The organism is Natronosalvus rutilus, assembly GCF_024204665.1.
GTDB classification, from domain to species: domain Archaea; phylum Halobacteriota; class Halobacteria; order Halobacteriales; family Natrialbaceae; genus Natronosalvus; species Natronosalvus rutilus.
Genome location: NZ_CP100358.1, coordinates 1 through 16944 on the forward strand (window position 1 = coordinate 1; position 16944 = coordinate 16944).

Genomic DNA, 16944 nt, shown 5'->3' on the forward strand with positions numbered 1-16944 from the left:
GCAATCAGAATACGGTCAGACCGCCATCTAACATGGGACGACGAAAGATCACCGAAGAAGCCGAACGGAAGAAGCAGTCCGAAACCGAGCCAGACCAGGACGGCGATCAGCCCGACGGCCGGGACCAGCTCACACAACGGATGCCGACGGACCTCGTCGAGGACGTCGACGACTTCGCCGAGGCTCACGGGATGAGTCGAAACGCCGCGATCAACTTCCTGGTCCGTCAGGCCCTCCCGGAGTAAACTACTCGTACAGTTGTCCCAGGAGGTACACGACCAGGCCCATTACGGCCAGGAAACCAAGATGGACGAATGCGCCCGTCCAGTCCGTGGGAGGGCGCATGAGGGCACCGATAATGAGGTGCGCCCATACCAGAAGCAGGAAGAATAGGACGGCCGCGAGGGTGATCTGGACCAGGACGATCAGCCCGATCACGGACTCCTCGTGCCTTCCAGCATCGAATCGGAGCCTCGGGCCGGGTTGACTCATAGCCATACTTGGTGTTCGTCTACTCAAATATTTAAGGGTTGTCGCGATTGTGCGTTAATTTCACCAGCCAGGTTACTCGTACAGCTTCCCGAGGAGGTACACGGCTGCGACAATCGCGAGCATCACTGGTACCCAGTGACCGAGGTACAGCACTGATCGGGTCTCGAGGAAGATGGAGTTGGCGGTGACAAGCGTCCAGGGCAACAGCATAACGAGCAGGATGATCCCGAGCAGGCCCCGGAGAGTCATAATTGCCTTCACCAGGAAGTCCTCGTGGTCTCCAGCGTCGAACCGGAGCTTTGCATCTGGGAGGTCGGTGCGGTCTCGATCTTCCTGGGTCATAGCCATACTATTCAATCAACCTGTAGCGGTAATAAGAGTTGTCGCAGACATGGGATGAACACGTAGTAAAACGGCATCGGATTCCCCGGCTCTCTATCGGCTGGATAGCGGCCAGTATGAACCCATCGACCACAAAAATGATGTGCAGATTATGGTGTGGAATCGATACTTCTATATTATTTTAATTGTTAGCATTACGTGACGATTAAGGGACAATTGTTATCTGCTCCCGGCAAATATTTCGATAAGAAGGTGTCATATGTCAGTGGAAATTGCAAAAAAAGTAAACTCATTATCTAAGTTGACACTTGGTGCGTGCATCTTATTTAATGACCGAGCCGTGCCGGTTGTGGTGAAAGATATGGAAATGAGTGTGTACGACGATCACGAGACGTTTACTGTTGTACACCGGGCCTTCTGCGATGGTCCCCGCGGAGGGAGCCTGATCCTCGAGGAACTCGACAGTGGGAGATTACGTGTCCTCCGGGAATTCGGTGCCGAAGGGCGAACCGTAACCAATCTTCGTCGCAGCCAGTAACTATGCTCATCCCGTGCCCGCGCCAGCGGTAGCGGATGCCATCGCGGGGGCCATAGTCCATATCGCGTTATGGGATTTATGGGCCGAGTGTGGCGGGCTCCAGTGACCGATCAGGTCTGACAGCTTACCACAGGGATACGACTCGGGAGTAGATCAGTTATCTAAACACGTAACCCCCCGATTTCGGGTAGAAGAACGTATCCGTAAGGTGATCCACGAGACGTTCTCGCCGGCTCGCTCACTCGGCGTCGTCAGCTCCCTCGTGATCGCCCTCGCCGTCGCCCTCACCCCTACCCTCCTCGTCGACGTCAGCGCCAGCATCGCCGTCGACGGGAAGCCGGTGGGCCTCGATGGGCTCGATCACGTTCCCGGTCGCTTGCTGCAGGTCCTCGATGCTCCCGTAGATCGAGACGTGCGGGTCCTCCAGCGGCTCCGGGAACGCCTCACGCCGCCAGTCCACGTAGACGTCGTGCTCGGGGAAGTCGACACCGATGCCCAGGACGTCACCGTTGTACTCGGTCTCGTCGTCCGGGTTCGCGATCACCTGGAACACGTCCACCCCGTAGCCGTCGCCTTCCTCCTTCTGATCCGCACCCTCGCCTTCACCCTCGCCCTCGTCCTCCTCACCGCCGACCTCGTAGCCGGCGAACTCGAGCAGCGAGGCGAACGAATCACCGACCGGTTCGTCCTCGCCGGCCAGGGACTTCGCGATCTCGATGGCCTGGTCTCGCTCACTCTCATCGAGCTCGGCTTTCACCGACGCGGTGCAGATCGCGTGAGCCGACTGCTCACCGTGACCGTCCTCCATCACCTGGCGGACGCACTGATCGTAGGCTTCACCCTTCTGATCCGGGTCGCCCCGAAGTTTCGACCACTTCTCTTTCATGAAACTGTACCACGCGTCCGCCACTGTTTCTTCTGACATGGTTAGGCACTCACCTCCTGGAAGGTCCCCTGGACCGCAGCGGGCCCGGGAGCCTCGCCGAACTCGGCTTTGAACGTCTCGATCATGGTGTGTCGCTCGTTCGGATGCAGGACGAGATCTCCGCCGTACTTCAGGTTCGGGAAGAACTTGGCACTCGCTTCCTCGAGGATATCGTGCATCCGCTCGAGGCTCACCCCGCCTTTCGTCTGCTCTTTCACCCAGGCGCAGGCGTCGGTCTCGCGGTGATCTGACGGGCCGGTCCACTTGAACTTCCGGCCGTCGACGTCGCCCTGTTGTTTGTACGCCTCCTCGCGGGTCTTGTTGAGCACCCGCGCCGACTCCGTCCGCCCGATGGTGTCAGCCACTTCCTGATCGAGGTCGAACCGGTCCTGGAGGTCCTCGGCGATGCTCCCGAGGCTCCACCCTTCCGGTTGCGTCAGCTTCTCCCGGAAGAAGTCCTCGAGCTTCCGTTCCTGGCCCGACGTCAGTGACTGGATGCCATCGAAGATTGCGTCCCCGCGGTCGATCACCGCCTCGATGGCGTCCTGGACGAACTCGGGGACCTGATCGTCGGCGTCCCAGAACGGGTCCGCCTTCGTATCCTCGTCAGCCCACACGATGTGTTCGAAGCCCTCGTCGAGCTTCTCCGTGAGCCGCTCGAGCTCACGGCTGCTAAAATTTCCCAGGGTGGCCTCCGGATCACCCCCGGCCTCCGGGTCGTCAGCGTCGGGAACCTCGCCGTCTGCGTCCTCGCTGAAGAAGCCGCCCCCGCCGGCCTCGGCGTCGGCCGACTCCTCGAAGTCGCCATCAGCGATGTCGACCTCGCCGTCCTCGAGGCGGGCGTCCAGGCCGGCGTCAGCAGCGGCCTGACCCAGGTCGATCTTCGCCTGCCGTTCGTCGGTGTCCTCGTCCTGCTCGGGGACGAACGCCATCCGGTAGTCGGTCAGCCCCATCAGCTTCGCGAGCTCGTCCAGCGGCCCCGTCGATAGGTCGTGATGCCTCGAGGCAACCCCCCGCTCGGTCACCTCGAGTTGCAGGCCCTCGTTGTTGAGCCCGCCGGCGTCCTCGAGCTCGGAGTCGAACACGTCCGTTACCCGCCAGTTCTGCCGGATGTCAGACTTGAACCGCTTTTTCATCTGATCGTCCTGGCCGAGCAACTCGTCGTTCATCAGGTCGATCACCTGGACCTCCGGCGTCGACTGACTCTCGCCGGAGTACTCGTTCATCATGATCTGCTCGCTGTAGGGGTTCTCCTTCGCGTCAGACTCGGCCTTCTTGAAGTTCCGCTCCCAGGTGTCCGGGTTCGTCGTGTGGACGACCATGAACTTGTTTGGATACCGGTCGCTCGAGGGGTCGTAGAACGCCGAGGCGTAGACGTCCATCCAGTGGAGGATGGCCTGCTTCAGCCAGACGTGATGGGTAGGCGAGAGTCCGTCCAGTCCGTTGAGCCGCGGATACCAGAACGCCCAGGTGACGATCTCCTCGTTGAAGTAGTACTTCGTCGGCTTCCGGACGGTGGCCGCGCCGCTCTCTTTCTCGACGAAGTACACCTCCCGAAGCCGGGAGTTGCAGACTTCACAGTGGCCCGGCTCGCGTTCGACCACCGCTGCCTCGTGAGGCGGGCGGTGGACCGGGCAGGCCCACCAGTAGTTGCCCACCCGCCCGTTCGCGTCGACGACCGGGACGATACGCTTCGGGTCGCCCCTGACGAGCTCATCGATCTCCTCGTGGATCATGTCGCCCGGGTCGTAGGTCGGGACGTCACCCTGGGCGATCACGTACCGCCACTTGACGACGTGAAGGCCGACCCCCAGGCGGTTGTGATCGTCCTCGCAGAGTTTGTACAGATCACGAAGCGACTGGCCCTCCTTGTTGACGCTCTCGAACTCGCGTTCGGCCTCTCGCTTCTGTGCCGGGTCCGGATGCCTGACCGGGTGATCGCGGTAGCCCTCGGGGACGTCAGCCGGGTCCGCCGGTGGGGAGGAGACCCCGTCCCGGAGCATTTCACGCCGGGCACACTCGAGGCAGAAGGCGATCTCCTCGTCGTACTCGGCCCCGCAGTCGTCGTCCTCGCACTTGACGGTGAACCGCGGGATCAGGATGGGGAAGTTGTTGAGGAAGGTCTCGTCCCGGAACACGGTCGTCGCCTGGGCGATCTCGTAGCCGTCCAGGCCGAGCGCCTCGATCTGGACTGACCCCAGGGACGTGAAGATATCGTTGAACCGGCGGACCGGGCCCCCCTTCCGGGAGTCGTAGTTCTCCTCCTCGCTCGTCGGGTCCGGCGTTTTAGCCTCCGGATCACTATCGGTTTGTTCGTTCAGGGCTTTCCCGACGGCCTCCGACGCGAGCCCCTCGTCGTAGGGCATTAGCAGGACTGACCGTCCCTGCCCGTCCTGACCGAGGGGCATCACCGGCGAATCTGGATTAGGTGACGAGCTCATGCGCTTGAACCTACCTTTGTACCCATAGCCCGGAGTGATCGGTCGCGTTTAAGTACCACCCTGATCCGCATCGGCGTCTTTCTCCCGCTCAACTTGCTCGAGGTTGTCGATTGGGATGCCAAAATACGAGCTCTCAATCCAGGCCAGCGGGTTCCGACAGTCGTACATGACGAGGAAGTCCTCGGAGGTCTCATACGTCTCGGTCACCGACACCGCCTCGTTCCAGTGTTCCCGCCCTGGTTCGTTTTGATCGTCTGCCTCACCAGCACCCATACCTGATGGTTTGTACGCATACGCCGGCGAACACCGCCGCTCGTCACTCGGCGTCGTCGGCGTCAGCGCCGGCGTCCGTCGGGATCTGCTCACGGACCTCGTCCGGGAGGTCCTCGGGCGAGACGTCGCCCCCGATCACCGCCTCGAGGGTGATCGCCTTCTCCTCCTCGGGAATCGGCTCCATCCGGCCGTAGCGGGCGTTCGCGTTCGCCGTGAAGGAGTAGTCCTTCTCGAAGGAGTCGGCCACCTGGAAGAGAGCCTGGTTGATCGCCGCCCGATGCTCATCGGTCACCCAGTCCGCCATGAACGTCTGGACCTCCACCTCGTACTTGAACGACCGCAGATCAGCCAGGCAGTTCGAGCAGGCCCGCTCACCCGTCTCGAGGCGGATGTACGTGACGTCCTCGTCGGCGTCAGCCTCCGGGACCTTACAGCAGACGCAGAGTTGGTCCTTCACCGCGTACCGCGGGAGCCGGAGGTCGCGGTCGCACTGATCGCACCGGCCCGGGTCGCCATCGACGTCGTCGACGGGCTCGCCGCAGCTCGGGCAGTGCGTCAGATCGGGATGGGCGTCCGGGTGATCGGTCCACTCGAGGTCGTCGTGAGGTGTCTCGTAGTTCATGGTTTCAGCTCCGCTTTCAGTCGGTGTCCCCGCCGGTCACACGCCGGGCAGCTCCATCGCTCGGCGTAGATCCCCAGGCTCGCGTATCGCTTCAGGTCGGTGAACGCACACGCCGGGCATTCGGCTGGTGCGTCCGCGAGGTCGCTCTCGGTGTCGCTGTTGTAGTCGGTCATGTTGGCAGATCGCTCATGTCGTAGTCGCTGTCGGTCACGTTCTCGGTGCTGATCCCGCGCAGACCGATCTCGCAGGAGTCCAGGCGGTCGTCGTGTTTCCCCGTCGGGAAGCCCACCCACTCGTCGATGAACGACTGCCACTTCGCGCCCGCCCGCTCGGCCCGCTCGTCGACGGGCGTGGCCTTCGAAAGCGTGTCGTCGATAATCCGTACCCGGCCACTCTCGAACCGGCCGGCCATCGAAATGATACGCTCCTCCTTCGAGCCGCTCGAGGTCGTCGTCTGGAACCGGAGGTCCTTGTCGCGGGCCTCCTGGACGAGCCACCGCTGGGCCTGGTTACCCTCAACGTTGATCCGGGAGACCGGATGGCCGAAGGTACCCTCGACGTCGCTGACTACCCGGCTGATCCAGGAGATCGCCCGGCTCATCGTGATGCCGCGCTTGCGCTCGAGCTCGACGAGGAAGGTCGTACTCGATGGCGGGTGATCGCCGTACACCGCGACCGACCACCAGTCGCTGTCGCCCACCGCCGCCTTCTCCGGGTCGTCCTCGATGCCGACGTCGACGCCGGCGACGAACCTGACCCCCTGATCGGGGAGGGCAGACCGTGGCTCGAACACGAGTTGGTCGGCGTTGAGGACCTGCCCCTCGAGGGCCCGCGGGTCGTTCTGGTTCTCACGCTTGAACACCAGCGCGGAGCCGTCCTCGCTTTGTACCTCCGTCAGCAGCTTGTCGATCAGGTTCTCGAGCGACCACCGCTCGGGCCACAGGACGTCGACCTCGCGATGGGCATCGATATCCAGGATGGTCTCACGCTGGGCGTCGATCTGCGAGAGCTCGGCCCCGCTGTAGGTGTTGCCGGCGTCAGTCGTGACGGTGAACTCGCCGTTCTCGATCACGCTGTAGTCGCTGATCGCCTGCTTGACTTCGACGTTCCAGTTGGGCGAGTGGATCAGCTTCGAGTAAAGATCCTCTGGGTGCTTCCGGGTCCCTAACACGAGGTAAACGCTGTCCCCGGCCGCCCCCAGGTTCTGGGAGTAGTCCTGGAACTGCGACCATCGCTTTTGCCGCTGGGTCTCCGTCCGTTGCGTCGGCCAGGAGACGATGTCGTCGAAAATCAGCAGGTCGTAGTGGCCGCCCGTGATCTTGCTGTCCATACCCCGGGCAGCGATGGTGGGCTCGGCGTGGTTCGCCGTCCGCCGCAGCGTGAGGTCAGTCGCGGAGTCCTTGTCGATCTGCCGGCCGAAGCGCGGCCCCCACTTGTTGATCGTCTTCCGGCACTGGTTGAGCTTCTCCTTCGCCTTCGACTCCGACTCCATCAGGATGAGAACGCGGACGTTCGGATTCGCCAGCGCCTTCCAGGAGGGGACGATGTGCGAGCCCGTCTCCGATTTGGCGTGGTCACGCGGGTACAGCTTGCACATTCGCTTCGGCTGGCCCGGGTGATCCTCGAGCGCCCGGTACACCTCCGCCATCAGCGAGCGGAGATACCGCGGCGTCATGTACTCGAAGTCGTGCAACGCGATGGACGACAGCGTCGGGCGGGCCAGCGGGTTCTCCTTCGCCAGCTCGATCAGCCGCTGGGACTTCTCCAGCGCCCCGTCGTCAGCGCCCGCACTCATCGGCCGCCGTCACCCCGGTCGTACAGCCCGTCGTTATGAGAGGCGAGCAGCGCCCACGTGTCCGCCTCGAGGTCGCCGCCGGCGTCCTGGAGGAGGCGGGCGACCGTCTCCGACCTGGACCGGTAGCCCCGCGCCTTCGTGAGCTCGTCGAGCGCCTCGATCACCGGCTGACCCAGGGCGAACCAGATGGTGTACGGAGGAGCCCCGCGGTGAAGGGAGACGTGACAGCCCTGGCACAGTGGGACCCAGTTGTCCCGCCGGTCGTGATCGTGATCGCCGTCCATGTGGTGGACCTTCACCTGATCGGTCGACCCACAGTGAAGGCACTGCTCGCCGTACAGTTCGAGGGCCCGATCTCGATACCCGCGCCCGCTCATCTGCCTGTTACCCCCGTCTGCGTTGCGTATGGTTCGTTACCTGACCCATCATGCATTTTTACTCATTATCTCGTGTAAGGGGGGCAGGTCTTTCCCTTTTTCCGTCAGCCGGGCGTGGAGCGCCCACAGGAGCTCCCACCGCCAGTTCACGACGGCCTCGCCGTCCTCACCCGCGACCATCGTCTCCCCCGTCTCCGGGTCACCGAACGGGAGCAGGCCGATGGGCGTCAGCTTGCACAGGACGGTGTTGTCGCAGACGATCAGCGCCGCCCCGCCCTCGAGGGCCGTGTCGACGGACGTGATCTGGCGGACGTGATCGTAGCCGTTGAGGATCACCACCCAATCGTGGCCCTCCTCCTCGAACCGGTCGTACCAGATCCGCTCGAGGCTGGACAGCGGCTCGCCGTGAGCGCCGGGGAGCTCACACGCCAGGGCGTAGGTGACCGGGACGCCACCGAGTTGGTCGATTATCGCTTCGCCCTCGGCCGCCTTCCGTTGTGCCGCCTGCTCACCCATCGGCCCCCTCCTCGTCGTCGCCCCCATCGCCGGCCTCGTAGTCGAAGTCCGGCTCGAGGTCCTCGTCCTCTTTCAGTCCGACCGCGCCATCGTCCAGATCGACGACCAGGAAGCGACGGCTCACCCGCCGGGCGAGCCCGAGCATCGTCTCCCGGTTCTCCTCGGGGAGTTCGTCGAACGGGACGGACGTCCCGTCTTGGGTCTGCCAGCCGGCGTCAGCCGCGGCCTCCTCGTACTGCTCGTGGAGGTATTCAGCGAACGCTTCGACGTCGTCTTCATCCTGCGGTTCGACCATCAGGTCCGTGATTTCTTCGAAGGTCATGGTGTCAGTATGAGTGCTATTAGTGCCCAGCCACCGAGTAAGGTGAGGATGAGCAGGATCTGGAGCCAGAACAACCGGTCTCGGTGTGTCAACCCCCGGGGTAAGACTCCCTTCATCGGCTTCCAGACCCCTCGTTCTCTCCGGTTTCGCCGGTTTCGTCATTCTCTCGCTCGTCAGCGACGTCGAAGCCGGTGTACGACCTCGCCAGTTCGTTGACGATCTCGCCCGCCGTGAGCTCGTCCTCGGTCGGCCGGCCCCGGCTGGTCTTGAGGGTCCCGCCGAGCTCCTTCTCGACAGCCGCGATGGCGTTCTCGAAGTTCTCGATGTGATCCTCGTGGGTGAGGCTGACGGAGACGGTATCAGCCATCGGCCTCTCCCCCCTGATCCTGGTCTTGATCCGAGCCCCACATTGCGGCCGGGTCCGGTTTCGGGGCCTCAACCATCCCCTTCCCGAGCCTGCCGTTGACCGAGTGGTACAGCGCGAAGGCCGTCAGGTCCTCCGGGTAGACCCCCTCGGCCGACCCGTCGGGCTCGGCGATCTTCGCGGCCCACTTCTCGTCACCGGGCGAGCCCCGGTAGGTCCCCGCGTTCGTCCGCTCCATGTCCTCGGGATTCCAGACGTAGAACGCCCGCTCGCCTTTGAAGCGGCCGATCAGGATGGTCTCCATCCCGTAGGCGTCAGCGTAGGCCCGCAGCGCCTCGAGCTCGTCCTCCTGGACGTAGATGTACGGCTCGCTCGTCGTCTTCTCCTCGCCGGCGAACGCGATGCCCTCCTGGGCGAAGGTGACGTCCGGGAGATCGCCGTCGCCGCCGGAGCCGGAAGCGGCCGCCCGCTGCGCCCACCAGTGAGGAGTCTCCTGGAACATACGGACGAACACCCGCTCCTCGCGATCACCCATCGTCCTCACCCCCTCGCCGGTCCTGGATCAGCCGGCACATACCGCAGGGGTAACAGCCCTTCTCGATGGCCTCCGACCGGCTGCTGATCTGGTGACCGGCATCGTGATCGACGTCGTGGAGCGGGTCGCCGCTCTCGTCGAGCTCGTGGTAGGCCCAGGCGTTGTTCTCCGAGCGCCCCTCCGGGTACAGGACGTCGCTGTCCAGTGGCCGGCCGTCCAGCTTCGCGAGGCGGGTCCGGTCGGAGGCTGACTTCCGCCCGCCCGCGGTTCCCGTCGGGCAGGTGTGCTGGCCGACGCTGACCACGACCTTCTCGCAGTCCTCGCAGTACTCGAACGCGTCCCGGATGTCCTCCGGGTAGGATTCGGGCGGGCGGGCCAACTGGTTCACCCCACCACCCCGACTCGGTCCGTCCCTGGCTTCCAGGTCTCCTCGGGAACGCCGGCGTCAGGGAACGGCGTATCCTCGTAGTTGATCGGATGGAGATCAGCCTCGGGCGGTGCTGACGGGTTCTCGGGCAGCCAGTCTCGAAGGCCGGCCTCATCCATCGCGTAGTGATCGCGGGTCCGGTCCTCGATCACGACCAGCCCGTCTTTGAGCGTCGGCCGCCGGTAGGACGTCACCACCTCGAACTGATCGGTCTCGGGCCGCCAGGCGACGAACTGCGCCCACCCCCAGCCGATGTACACGAAGGCGATGTACCCGCCGCTGCCGGTCAGCGCCGCGATCAGCTCCTCTCGGGAGAGGGTCAGCGGGTTCTCGCTCCCCGATGCTACTCCCGAGGGTCCTTCCTCCCCACCCATCATTGGTCGGTCACCTTCGCATGCCAGGGCCTCGGCTGGTACACCTCACCCTGCCGGTACAGCGCGGACAGGGCGTCGAGGACGTCGGGTGTGGTGTAGCCCGTCTCGGCTTTCACCTCGCCGATCACCTCGTCGACGTACACACCGTTGCCGGGCGTCTCGGCATCGAGCCCTCGAACCGCCTCGAGGAGCGTCTCCTGGAGGGGCTTGCTGTCGACGTGATCGCGGCCGGTGTCGCTCATGCCATTTCCTCCAGGCTGACGGCCTCACCTTCGACGCCACAGAACTCGTCCAGGAGCTCCTCGTCCTCGGGCTCCAGGCCCTGGGCGAGCTCGAACTGTTGCGGTTCCTCGTTCGTGAGCCCGAGGCGCTGACTCATCCGCATGTCCGACTCGAGGTTCTGCCTGATCTCCTGCCGGACGGACTTCTCGGTCGTGAGGTCCTCCTGTTGACGGGCCTCGAGGGCCATCTGGTTGAGCCGCTGTCGCTGCTGACGGAGCTCGCGCAGCCGGCTCACCCCGGAGTAGTAGGCGACGTCCAGTTCGCCTATCCAGGTCTCCATCCGGGAAATGTCTGTCTTCACGGTGCTCTCGTTACAATCGAAGTTCTCGGCGATACGGGCGACTGCATCGCTGTACCCGATACCCATTTCGACGAGGAGCCGCCAGGTCTCCTCGCGCCGTGCTCTTAGTTCGTCTCTCATGGTTGTGTTAGTGATCTGCTACCTTTCCGTTGTCGTAGATGAACTCGGTGCGGCCGCCGTGACCGTGGATGGCCACCGCGACCTCCATTCGCGGTCGGATGTCGATGCCGGTGTCAGTGAACTGCAGGTTCTCGTTCTCGTCGTTACGCCACTCGATCACCACCCGGCCGGAGGGGAACTGGGCGAAGTCAGCGACGACGCCCGTCCCGCTCACGCCGGACTGATCCTCACGCCGGAGCATCACGCCCGTCAGCGGACGGCGGTCGCTCGCGATCTGCGTGACGTCCTCGAGGTGAAGGCCCCCGGACTCCTCGTCGGGCCAGTGAAACTCGAGCTCGTTCGCCCCCTCGATCACGGTCACCCCTCGCGGGAACTGGACCGCCGGGAGCGCGGCCGAGGATGGGCTCGCCCGGTAGGAGCCCTTCGTCAGGACGGAGTCGCGGTACTTAGCCATCGGGCGACACCTCCTCGATCTCGATCTTGGTCCCGCCGCCGGCGTCGGCGTCGGCATCGGTGTCGGCCTCACCCTCGCCATCGCCGGCCTCGTCGGTGACGTCGACTCGGATGTACAGCAGCCCGTCTTTCGCCATCGTGACGTCGTGGACGTCGCCGTCGACGGCATCGGTCTCCTCGAGGGCCTCGCTGACAGCCCGGGAGATCTGGCCCGAGCAGTGACCACAGAAGTGGCCGTCGATGAGCGTCACCGCGTGCCCACACCCCCGGCAGGTCATAGCTTCCTCCGTAGATCGTCACCGACGTGCTGGTAGATCACGCCCGCCAGGTCTTTGAGGTCCTCGCGGCCCACCTCGTCGACGTCGAAGTCGAGGTCCTCACCGCCGACCAGGAACGCCAGTTGCAACTCGAGCGGGTCGTCACCCCGGTCCATCGCGAGGAGCTCACCCAGGACGGCGTCGACGCCCTCGACGAACTCGAGGTCGGTCTCCTGGTGGATGCCCTGATCGCGACGGGACTTCGCCCGGGCCGCCGCCAGACACACCTCGGCGAACTCGATGGGCTCGCGGTCTGCCTCGCCCTCATCGTCGACGGCGTCAGCGTCAGCGGTAGCGTCCGGGTCGGGCCGGCTGGTCACCAGGAGGTACGCCAGGTAACCGATGCCGGCCGTGAGCCCCGCGCCCCCGACCAGGCCGATCACGAGCTCATGCATCGGCCGGGACCTCCTCGTCTGGAGCCTCGCCATCGCCCTCGGCGTCCCCGTCGCCGTCAGCGTTGCCGTCGACGTCAGCGTTCTGCGGGGAGTCTCGCTGTCGTTTGGCGGTGTGGATACGGCGTTCGATCACCGGGATGTACGCTTCCTCGAGCTCCCAGAGGCGGGTCTCGCGGCCGAGCTTGACCGCGGCCTCGCCGGTCGCGCCGGAGCCGCCGAACGGGTCGATCACGAGGTCGCCCCGCTCACTCGAACGTTCGATCAGCTCCTCGAGCAGCGCGACGGGCTTCTGCGTCGGGTGGATGGTCTCCTGGTCTTCGACGTCAGACCAGCGGGCCTCGGTGTACTCGAGGACGTCATCCGGGTAGCCATCGAGCGGGCGGGCCCCGTCCCTGACTGCAAAGAGGATGAACTCGTGTTTGTAGCCCCACTTCGGTTTGGAGCCGGTGCCGAAGGCCGCGATCTGTGAGGCGTCCTTCTTGACCCAGACCAGGTAGTTCTGGACCTGCCAGCCGTGGGCCTCGATCACGTCGCGGAAGGGGCCGGCTGTTTTCCAGGAGGCGAAGCAGTACAGGTGCGCCTGGGTTGAGGCAACCCGGTCGAGCTCGGTCATGACGTCGTCCCATAGCTCGAGGGCTTCCTCCTCGTCGTGATCGTTCGCGACGGTCCCGAGGTGTTGGGTCTCCTTCACCCGGCCCATGCTGTCGGAGATATCGATGTTGACTCCGTAGGGCGGGTCGGTGACGATCAGGTCGACCTCGTCGTCCTCGAGGCGATCAGCCATCCCATCGACGCAGTCCTCGTTGAACACCTCCGGCTGGGGAGGCGGGGTCGGAGGGTTATCCCGCGTGGGCGTCACCCGGATCATGTCCAGGTACTCGTCGAGGCTCTCATCCCGGGCATCGAGCATGTCCAGGACCTCGTCACGCCGGCCGTTCTCGACGAGCCAGTCGTACTCGAGGGCGTCAGCCTTGTCCTCGTGCTCGCCGTGGATCTTGTTCATCTTCAGCCGGAGCATCCGGCGGTCGGCCTCGGAAAGATCCTCGCCCAGGACGGGGACCTCCTCGAGCCCGATCTCGTCTGCAGCCTTGAGGCGGTGTTCGCCATCGGAAATGAGCCCGTCAGCGTCAGCCAGGATTGGCGGGCCGACCCATCCGTACTTGCGGATGTTGTTCACCAGCTCGGTGAACATTTCGTCGTCCATTTCGTTCGGGTTGTCGCCGTCGACGTGGAGGTCACCGACAGCGGTCTCGAAGCCCTCCCAGTCCGGGCCGGGTAGATCGGTTAGCTTCACGGCCCCGGATCACCCCGCGTGGAGTCCGGGCCGGGACGGCCGGTGTCAGTACGGTCAGTTGGTATCGCGTTCATGTGTTGCTGGCCTCGCGGGTGTGCGCGTGAAGGCACAAATCCGGCCTCGAAACCGACGGACGGCGTCGGGGTGCCGTTGTAACCTCCCTTCTATCGTCGTCGGAGGTAAGCCGTCTTACCTGACGAGTCAAACACACACCTTACCCTACAGATATGAGAGCCTACAGAAAAAGGTATCTCCGTTGATGGGGGGAGCGTCAGCAGGAACCAGTCGTGGAGGATAAAGCGTCAGCCGTCAGTCGTCAGCGGGTGCGGTAGAAGCCTGGGTGTCTTCGGAGCCGTAGGGGTTCGCGACGTCTTTGCCCTGGGCGTGCCGGACGAAGTACTGGAGGTCGTTGATCGCCTCGGCCCCCTTCTGCGTGAGGCTGTAGGCGTTTGTTCGCTTGTCCCGTTCGGTCTTTTCGACGAGCCCGCGGTCGACGAGCGCGTCGAGGTTCGGGTACAGCCGGCCGTGGTTGACTTCTTTGCCGTAGATCTGCTCGAGGGCCTCCTTGACGGCCAGGCCGTGGGGGATGTCTCCGTGCTGTCGTTCACTGCTTGCGATCACGAGTACGCAGTTCTGTTGGAACGCGGTTAGGTCAATCATGGAACGCGTTAGTTGATTGTAGTACCTTACCAATAAACATTTGGGTATCACTGTGAGGTAATTGTAAGACGTGATAGCGAGGGGTGGATTTGAACCACCGATCTGCGGGTTATGAGCCCACCGGGTACGTTCTGACTACCCTACCTCGCTGCTGCCCGGTCGCCGTGCCCACGCCATTAGGCGATGCGATGTGGTGGTGATTGGATTCGGCCACGGTAGGGCCAGACGTTGGTGCGTCGTGCCGTATCCCGGAGTTGGTTTGCCGGGCCCGATTGGGAGATCACACGGGTACTGTTCGTGGGCCGATAGCGCCGGGTCGTCTGTTGTATTCGCTTACGAATATATAAATATACGTGATTGTCAGGTAGTCGCCCGGCCATCCTCGAGGGAGTCGGGAGCTCGGCGTGCGATGTACTCGTGATCGCAGTGTGCCTTGTAGGTGTAGACGGTCTGGCGTTTGGTCCCGTAGGCGTCAGCGATCAGTTGCGTCGGGACGTCCAGGTCACGCAGGACCATCATGGTGTTCGCAGCGATCACCTTCCCGCGGCCGTACCAGTCGAAATAGGTCTCGGGGAGCCCACGGATGAGTCTGGAGGCGGCTTCGTCGTAGTCAAACCCCAGGCGTTTGCGGGCAACAGGTTGTCGAATCCAGAGGAGGGCCGCGGTTTTGAGCCAGGCCACCCGCCGGAAGGTGAGCCGGAGCTTCGCGTGCCGGCGTGATCGTTCCGAGCAGTCAGCGTCGTGGACGTCGATGGCCCCGCCGTCGATGTTCCCGATTCGGCCCCACCCGTAGGAGTACCCGCAGTCGCAGGTCTCCTCGAGGTCGCTGTACTTGTGAGCGTGAGCGTAGCCGGGGTTGACCCATCGGGCCTTCTTCTGACTGGTTCGGTCCTCGGGTGCGGGCCAGGAGCCCAGGGAGTGCAGGGCCTGATCGCCGAGGGTCTGCCGCCAGTGGTTCGACGTCACCGCGTCTCCGGGAGCGAAAAGGGCCGATGTCTCGGGCCGGGCGTCGACGTACTCTCGGAGCTCGGCCATGTGGGTGAGCCGGCCTTCCGGGTCAGACTCGTCAATCAGGAATTCGTGCGTCTGCATGGAGTCGCGTCGGACTGTCAGTGTTAATAAAGTACCGGTCAGGTAAAACGAATTACTCGGCCCAGGGCCTCGGGAGGTCGATGCCGGTCAGGTGACTACCTGGAGATCGTCGACGGTGTACGCCGGTGACCAGGATGCCTGGCCGACCTTCGCCCGGGTGCGGCCGGTGCTCGTTCCCTCGAGGATCACGCGGCCGCCTCGAGGGCCTTCGAGTTCGGCCCGGGAGCGGATTCGGATGGTTCCCTCGCGTTCGGTGACGTCGTCGACGTCGGTGACGGTCAGCGGCTCGCGGCGATCACCGAATAGGACGCGGTCGCCGGTAGTGAGCTCGCCGACCGTCGGCCGGTGGGTGTAGTGCATCACCGGGCCTCCTCGGGCTCGGGCCGGCTGACCGCGAAGCGGCCGCGGGTTAGATCACGCCGGAGCGCGGTAGCCAGCGCCGTCACCTGGACTCCGTCGGGCCGCTCGTAGGTGACGCTCCCTGCGTCGACGTCGGTAATGACGTGGGTCCGCTTGCGTCCGTACACCGTCTCGATCAGTAGGTCCCCTTCGGTGGGGTTGTACCGTCTCATAGCCTGTTACAACTGGTCGATGGACAGGTGACACCTTAAGGGTTGTCCTACGTGGTTAACCGCAGTCGGGCGGGGATGAGAAGGGAGCCGATCAGGCCCGCTCGATGGGCATCTTTCGCGGGTCGAAGTCAGCCTCGAGGGTGAGGGTAGCGTCGTCTATCTGCTCCTGGAGGAACTCCCGTTCGAACGGGAGGGTGTACTTCGAGCCGAGCTTCTCCGGGTCACCGATGTACACCCAGACTCCCAGCGGGCCTTCGACGCGCTTGTACAGGTGAGGCGTGCCTTCGTACCGGTCGAGATTCCGCAGGCGACCGGTCGTCACCTTGTGGACCTCGCCGCAGACGGTGTGATCCGGGCTCGGGATCAGCGTGGGGAACTGGCCGGTGTCGTCTTTGGTGAAGCCTTTGAGCTCGGCGTCGTAGCCGGAGCCGTTCCGCAGCGTCCCGTACACGAACACGTACTCGATCTCCTCTTGATCTTCCTCGGGCGTCAGCGGGACGATTTCGTGAGGTTCGCCGTCCCAGGAGCCGTCCTCGAGGACGTTCGCGTGGGTTCCGCACACCGGCCGGCCTTCGTCGTCGCGGAAGGTCGCGGTGTGATCGTTCCAGCACAGTTCGCAGAGTGTTTCGTCCGATGTGGTCACATTCATAGCCTGTTACCTCGGTGCAGGTGAACGATAGACCGCGTTCACCTTAAGGGTTGTCGCTCGTGGTTAACCGGCAGAAGAGCCGGCGGGTCCCAGGGCGGATAGGTGTGACAGTCCTGGGCAGTTGAATTATCAGCCGGGGGATGGATAAGAGTGAGCCGTGGGTGTGGAGTGAAAGTGAAAGTGAAACTCCGGTTCGCGATCAGTTGGAGACGGTGCTCCGAAGGAGTACCTCGCCGTCGGCCGTGATCGCCTCGTTCGGCCCGCCGAGCTTGGGGAGGCTCGCCTCGATCTGCTCGCGGTCCTTCTCGGTGGGCGTCAGCGTGCCGGCGGTCGTGTCGTAGACGTTGAAGCGGTCACACGCGCCGGCCGTCTCGCGGGCGGTCGCCTCGTCGGAGCCTTCGACGTAGACCCTCATCCGGGTCGCGCCGGCCCCTTTGTCGGGGAAGCAGGCGGAGTACCAGGTCAT

The 16944-nt window shown here is 64.0% G+C and carries 28 protein-coding genes and 1 tRNA gene; 1 reads left to right on the top strand and 28 read right to left on the bottom strand.

Annotated features, from left to right (window positions below):
- Window positions 1-32 precede the first annotated feature (32 nt).
- Entirely contained in the window at window positions 33-245 is a 213-nt protein-coding gene (locus NGM29_RS20615; protein ID WP_254161568.1) for a hypothetical protein, read from the top strand.
- A gap of 1 nt (window position 246) precedes the next feature.
- Here the strand turns inward: NGM29_RS20615 and NGM29_RS20620 are convergent, their stop codons facing one another.
- From NGM29_RS20620 to NGM29_RS20755, 28 genes are all read right to left on the bottom strand, one after another.
- Window positions 247-498, bottom strand: a complete 252-nt coding sequence (locus NGM29_RS20620) for a hypothetical protein (protein WP_254161570.1) — start codon at window positions 496-498, stop codon at window positions 247-249.
- A gap of 66 nt (window positions 499-564) precedes the next feature.
- Window positions 565-840, bottom strand: coding sequence for a hypothetical protein (locus tag NGM29_RS20625; RefSeq protein WP_254161572.1), 276 nt, complete (start codon window positions 838-840; stop codon window positions 565-567).
- A gap of 770 nt (window positions 841-1610) precedes the next feature.
- Entirely contained in the window at window positions 1611-2297 is a 687-nt protein-coding gene (locus tag NGM29_RS20630) for a hypothetical protein (protein ID WP_254161574.1), read from the bottom strand.
- A 2-nt stretch (window positions 2298-2299) separates the two neighbouring features.
- The gene (locus NGM29_RS20635) at window positions 2300-4738 is read right to left on the bottom strand and encodes a structural protein (protein ID WP_254161576.1); all 2439 of its coding nucleotides are present in this window, start codon (window positions 4736-4738) and stop codon (window positions 2300-2302) included.
- Window positions 4739-4786: 48 nt separating this feature from the next.
- Window positions 4787-5104, bottom strand: coding sequence for a DUF7331 family protein (locus NGM29_RS20640; protein ID WP_254161578.1), 318 nt, complete (start codon window positions 5102-5104; stop codon window positions 4787-4789).
- Window positions 5055-5633 carry a hypothetical protein gene (locus tag NGM29_RS20645; protein ID WP_254161580.1) on the bottom strand — a complete coding sequence of 193 codons (579 nt, stop codon included), beginning with the start codon at window positions 5631-5633 and terminating at the stop codon, window positions 5055-5057. Before NGM29_RS20645 ends, NGM29_RS20640 begins: the two co-directional genes overlap by 50 nt.
- Window positions 5630-5806, bottom strand: a complete 177-nt coding sequence (locus NGM29_RS20650) for a hypothetical protein (RefSeq protein ID WP_254161582.1) — start codon at window positions 5804-5806, stop codon at window positions 5630-5632. The genes NGM29_RS20645 and NGM29_RS20650 overlap by 4 nt, the downstream gene beginning before the upstream one ends.
- The gene (locus NGM29_RS20655) at window positions 5803-7428 is read right to left on the bottom strand and encodes a hypothetical protein (RefSeq protein ID WP_254161584.1); all 1626 of its coding nucleotides are present in this window, start codon (window positions 7426-7428) and stop codon (window positions 5803-5805) included. Before NGM29_RS20655 ends, NGM29_RS20650 begins: the two co-directional genes overlap by 4 nt.
- Complete coding sequence (locus tag NGM29_RS20660; protein WP_254161586.1) at window positions 7425-7805, bottom strand: ribbon-helix-helix domain-containing protein; 381 nt, start codon at window positions 7803-7805, stop codon at window positions 7425-7427. Before NGM29_RS20660 ends, NGM29_RS20655 begins: the two co-directional genes overlap by 4 nt.
- Window positions 7806-7853: 48 nt before the next feature.
- Entirely contained in the window at window positions 7854-8321 is a 468-nt protein-coding gene (locus tag NGM29_RS20665; protein ID WP_254161588.1) for a hypothetical protein, read from the bottom strand.
- Window positions 8314-8643, bottom strand: a complete 330-nt coding sequence (locus tag NGM29_RS20670; RefSeq protein ID WP_254161590.1) for a hypothetical protein — start codon at window positions 8641-8643, stop codon at window positions 8314-8316. Before NGM29_RS20670 ends, NGM29_RS20665 begins: the two co-directional genes overlap by 8 nt.
- A gap of 112 nt (window positions 8644-8755) precedes the next feature.
- Window positions 8756-9010 (bottom strand): hypothetical protein, encoded by a 255-nt coding sequence (locus NGM29_RS20675; protein ID WP_254161592.1) that lies wholly within the window; start codon window positions 9008-9010, stop codon window positions 8756-8758.
- Window positions 9003-9542, bottom strand: a complete 540-nt coding sequence (locus tag NGM29_RS20680; RefSeq protein WP_254161594.1) for a hypothetical protein — start codon at window positions 9540-9542, stop codon at window positions 9003-9005. The genes NGM29_RS20675 and NGM29_RS20680 overlap by 8 nt, the downstream gene beginning before the upstream one ends.
- Window positions 9535-9930, bottom strand: coding sequence for a hypothetical protein (locus NGM29_RS20685; protein ID WP_254161596.1), 396 nt, complete (start codon window positions 9928-9930; stop codon window positions 9535-9537). The genes NGM29_RS20680 and NGM29_RS20685 overlap by 8 nt, the downstream gene beginning before the upstream one ends.
- Window positions 9927-10346: a hypothetical protein gene (locus tag NGM29_RS20690; protein WP_254161598.1), complete on the bottom strand. Its 420-nt coding sequence runs from the start codon at window positions 10344-10346 to the stop codon at window positions 9927-9929. The genes NGM29_RS20685 and NGM29_RS20690 overlap by 4 nt, the downstream gene beginning before the upstream one ends.
- Entirely contained in the window at window positions 10343-10585 is a 243-nt protein-coding gene (locus tag NGM29_RS20695; protein ID WP_254161600.1) for a hypothetical protein, read from the bottom strand. The genes NGM29_RS20690 and NGM29_RS20695 overlap by 4 nt, the downstream gene beginning before the upstream one ends.
- On the bottom strand, window positions 10582-11046 hold the full coding sequence (locus NGM29_RS20700) for a hypothetical protein (RefSeq protein ID WP_254161602.1): 465 nt from the start codon (window positions 11044-11046) through the stop codon (window positions 10582-10584). The genes NGM29_RS20695 and NGM29_RS20700 overlap by 4 nt, the downstream gene beginning before the upstream one ends.
- 7 nt (window positions 11047-11053) lie before the next feature.
- The gene (locus NGM29_RS20705; RefSeq protein ID WP_254161603.1) at window positions 11054-11500 is read right to left on the bottom strand and encodes a hypothetical protein; all 447 of its coding nucleotides are present in this window, start codon (window positions 11498-11500) and stop codon (window positions 11054-11056) included.
- Window positions 11493-11777, bottom strand: a complete 285-nt coding sequence (locus NGM29_RS20710; RefSeq protein ID WP_254161605.1) for a hypothetical protein — start codon at window positions 11775-11777, stop codon at window positions 11493-11495. Before NGM29_RS20710 ends, NGM29_RS20705 begins: the two co-directional genes overlap by 8 nt.
- Window positions 11774-12211 (bottom strand): hypothetical protein, encoded by a 438-nt coding sequence (locus tag NGM29_RS20715; RefSeq protein WP_254161607.1) that lies wholly within the window; start codon window positions 12209-12211, stop codon window positions 11774-11776. The genes NGM29_RS20710 and NGM29_RS20715 overlap by 4 nt, the downstream gene beginning before the upstream one ends.
- Window positions 12204-13505, bottom strand: a complete 1302-nt coding sequence (locus tag NGM29_RS20720) for a DNA modification methylase (protein WP_254161609.1) — start codon at window positions 13503-13505, stop codon at window positions 12204-12206. Before NGM29_RS20720 ends, NGM29_RS20715 begins: the two co-directional genes overlap by 8 nt.
- Window positions 13506-13814: 309 nt before the next feature.
- Complete coding sequence (locus NGM29_RS20725) at window positions 13815-14165, bottom strand: PadR family transcriptional regulator (protein ID WP_254161611.1); 351 nt, start codon at window positions 14163-14165, stop codon at window positions 13815-13817.
- Between the two features lie 74 nt (window positions 14166-14239).
- Window positions 14240-14315, bottom strand: a tRNA-Met gene (locus NGM29_RS20730).
- A gap of 210 nt (window positions 14316-14525) precedes the next feature.
- Window positions 14526-15257: a hypothetical protein gene (locus NGM29_RS20735; RefSeq protein ID WP_254161613.1), complete on the bottom strand. Its 732-nt coding sequence runs from the start codon at window positions 15255-15257 to the stop codon at window positions 14526-14528.
- 87 nt (window positions 15258-15344) lie between these two features.
- The gene (locus tag NGM29_RS20740; protein ID WP_254161615.1) at window positions 15345-15617 is read right to left on the bottom strand and encodes a hypothetical protein; all 273 of its coding nucleotides are present in this window, start codon (window positions 15615-15617) and stop codon (window positions 15345-15347) included.
- Window positions 15617-15829: a hypothetical protein gene (locus tag NGM29_RS20745; RefSeq protein WP_254161617.1), complete on the bottom strand. Its 213-nt coding sequence runs from the start codon at window positions 15827-15829 to the stop codon at window positions 15617-15619. The genes NGM29_RS20740 and NGM29_RS20745 overlap by 1 nt, the downstream gene beginning before the upstream one ends.
- 91 nt (window positions 15830-15920) lie before the next feature.
- Complete coding sequence (locus NGM29_RS20750) at window positions 15921-16478, bottom strand: gamma-glutamylcyclotransferase family protein (RefSeq protein ID WP_254161619.1); 558 nt, start codon at window positions 16476-16478, stop codon at window positions 15921-15923.
- Between the two features lie 199 nt (window positions 16479-16677).
- A complete protein-coding gene (locus tag NGM29_RS20755) occupies window positions 16678-16944 on the bottom strand; it encodes a hypothetical protein (RefSeq protein WP_254161620.1) in 267 nt (88 codons plus the stop codon).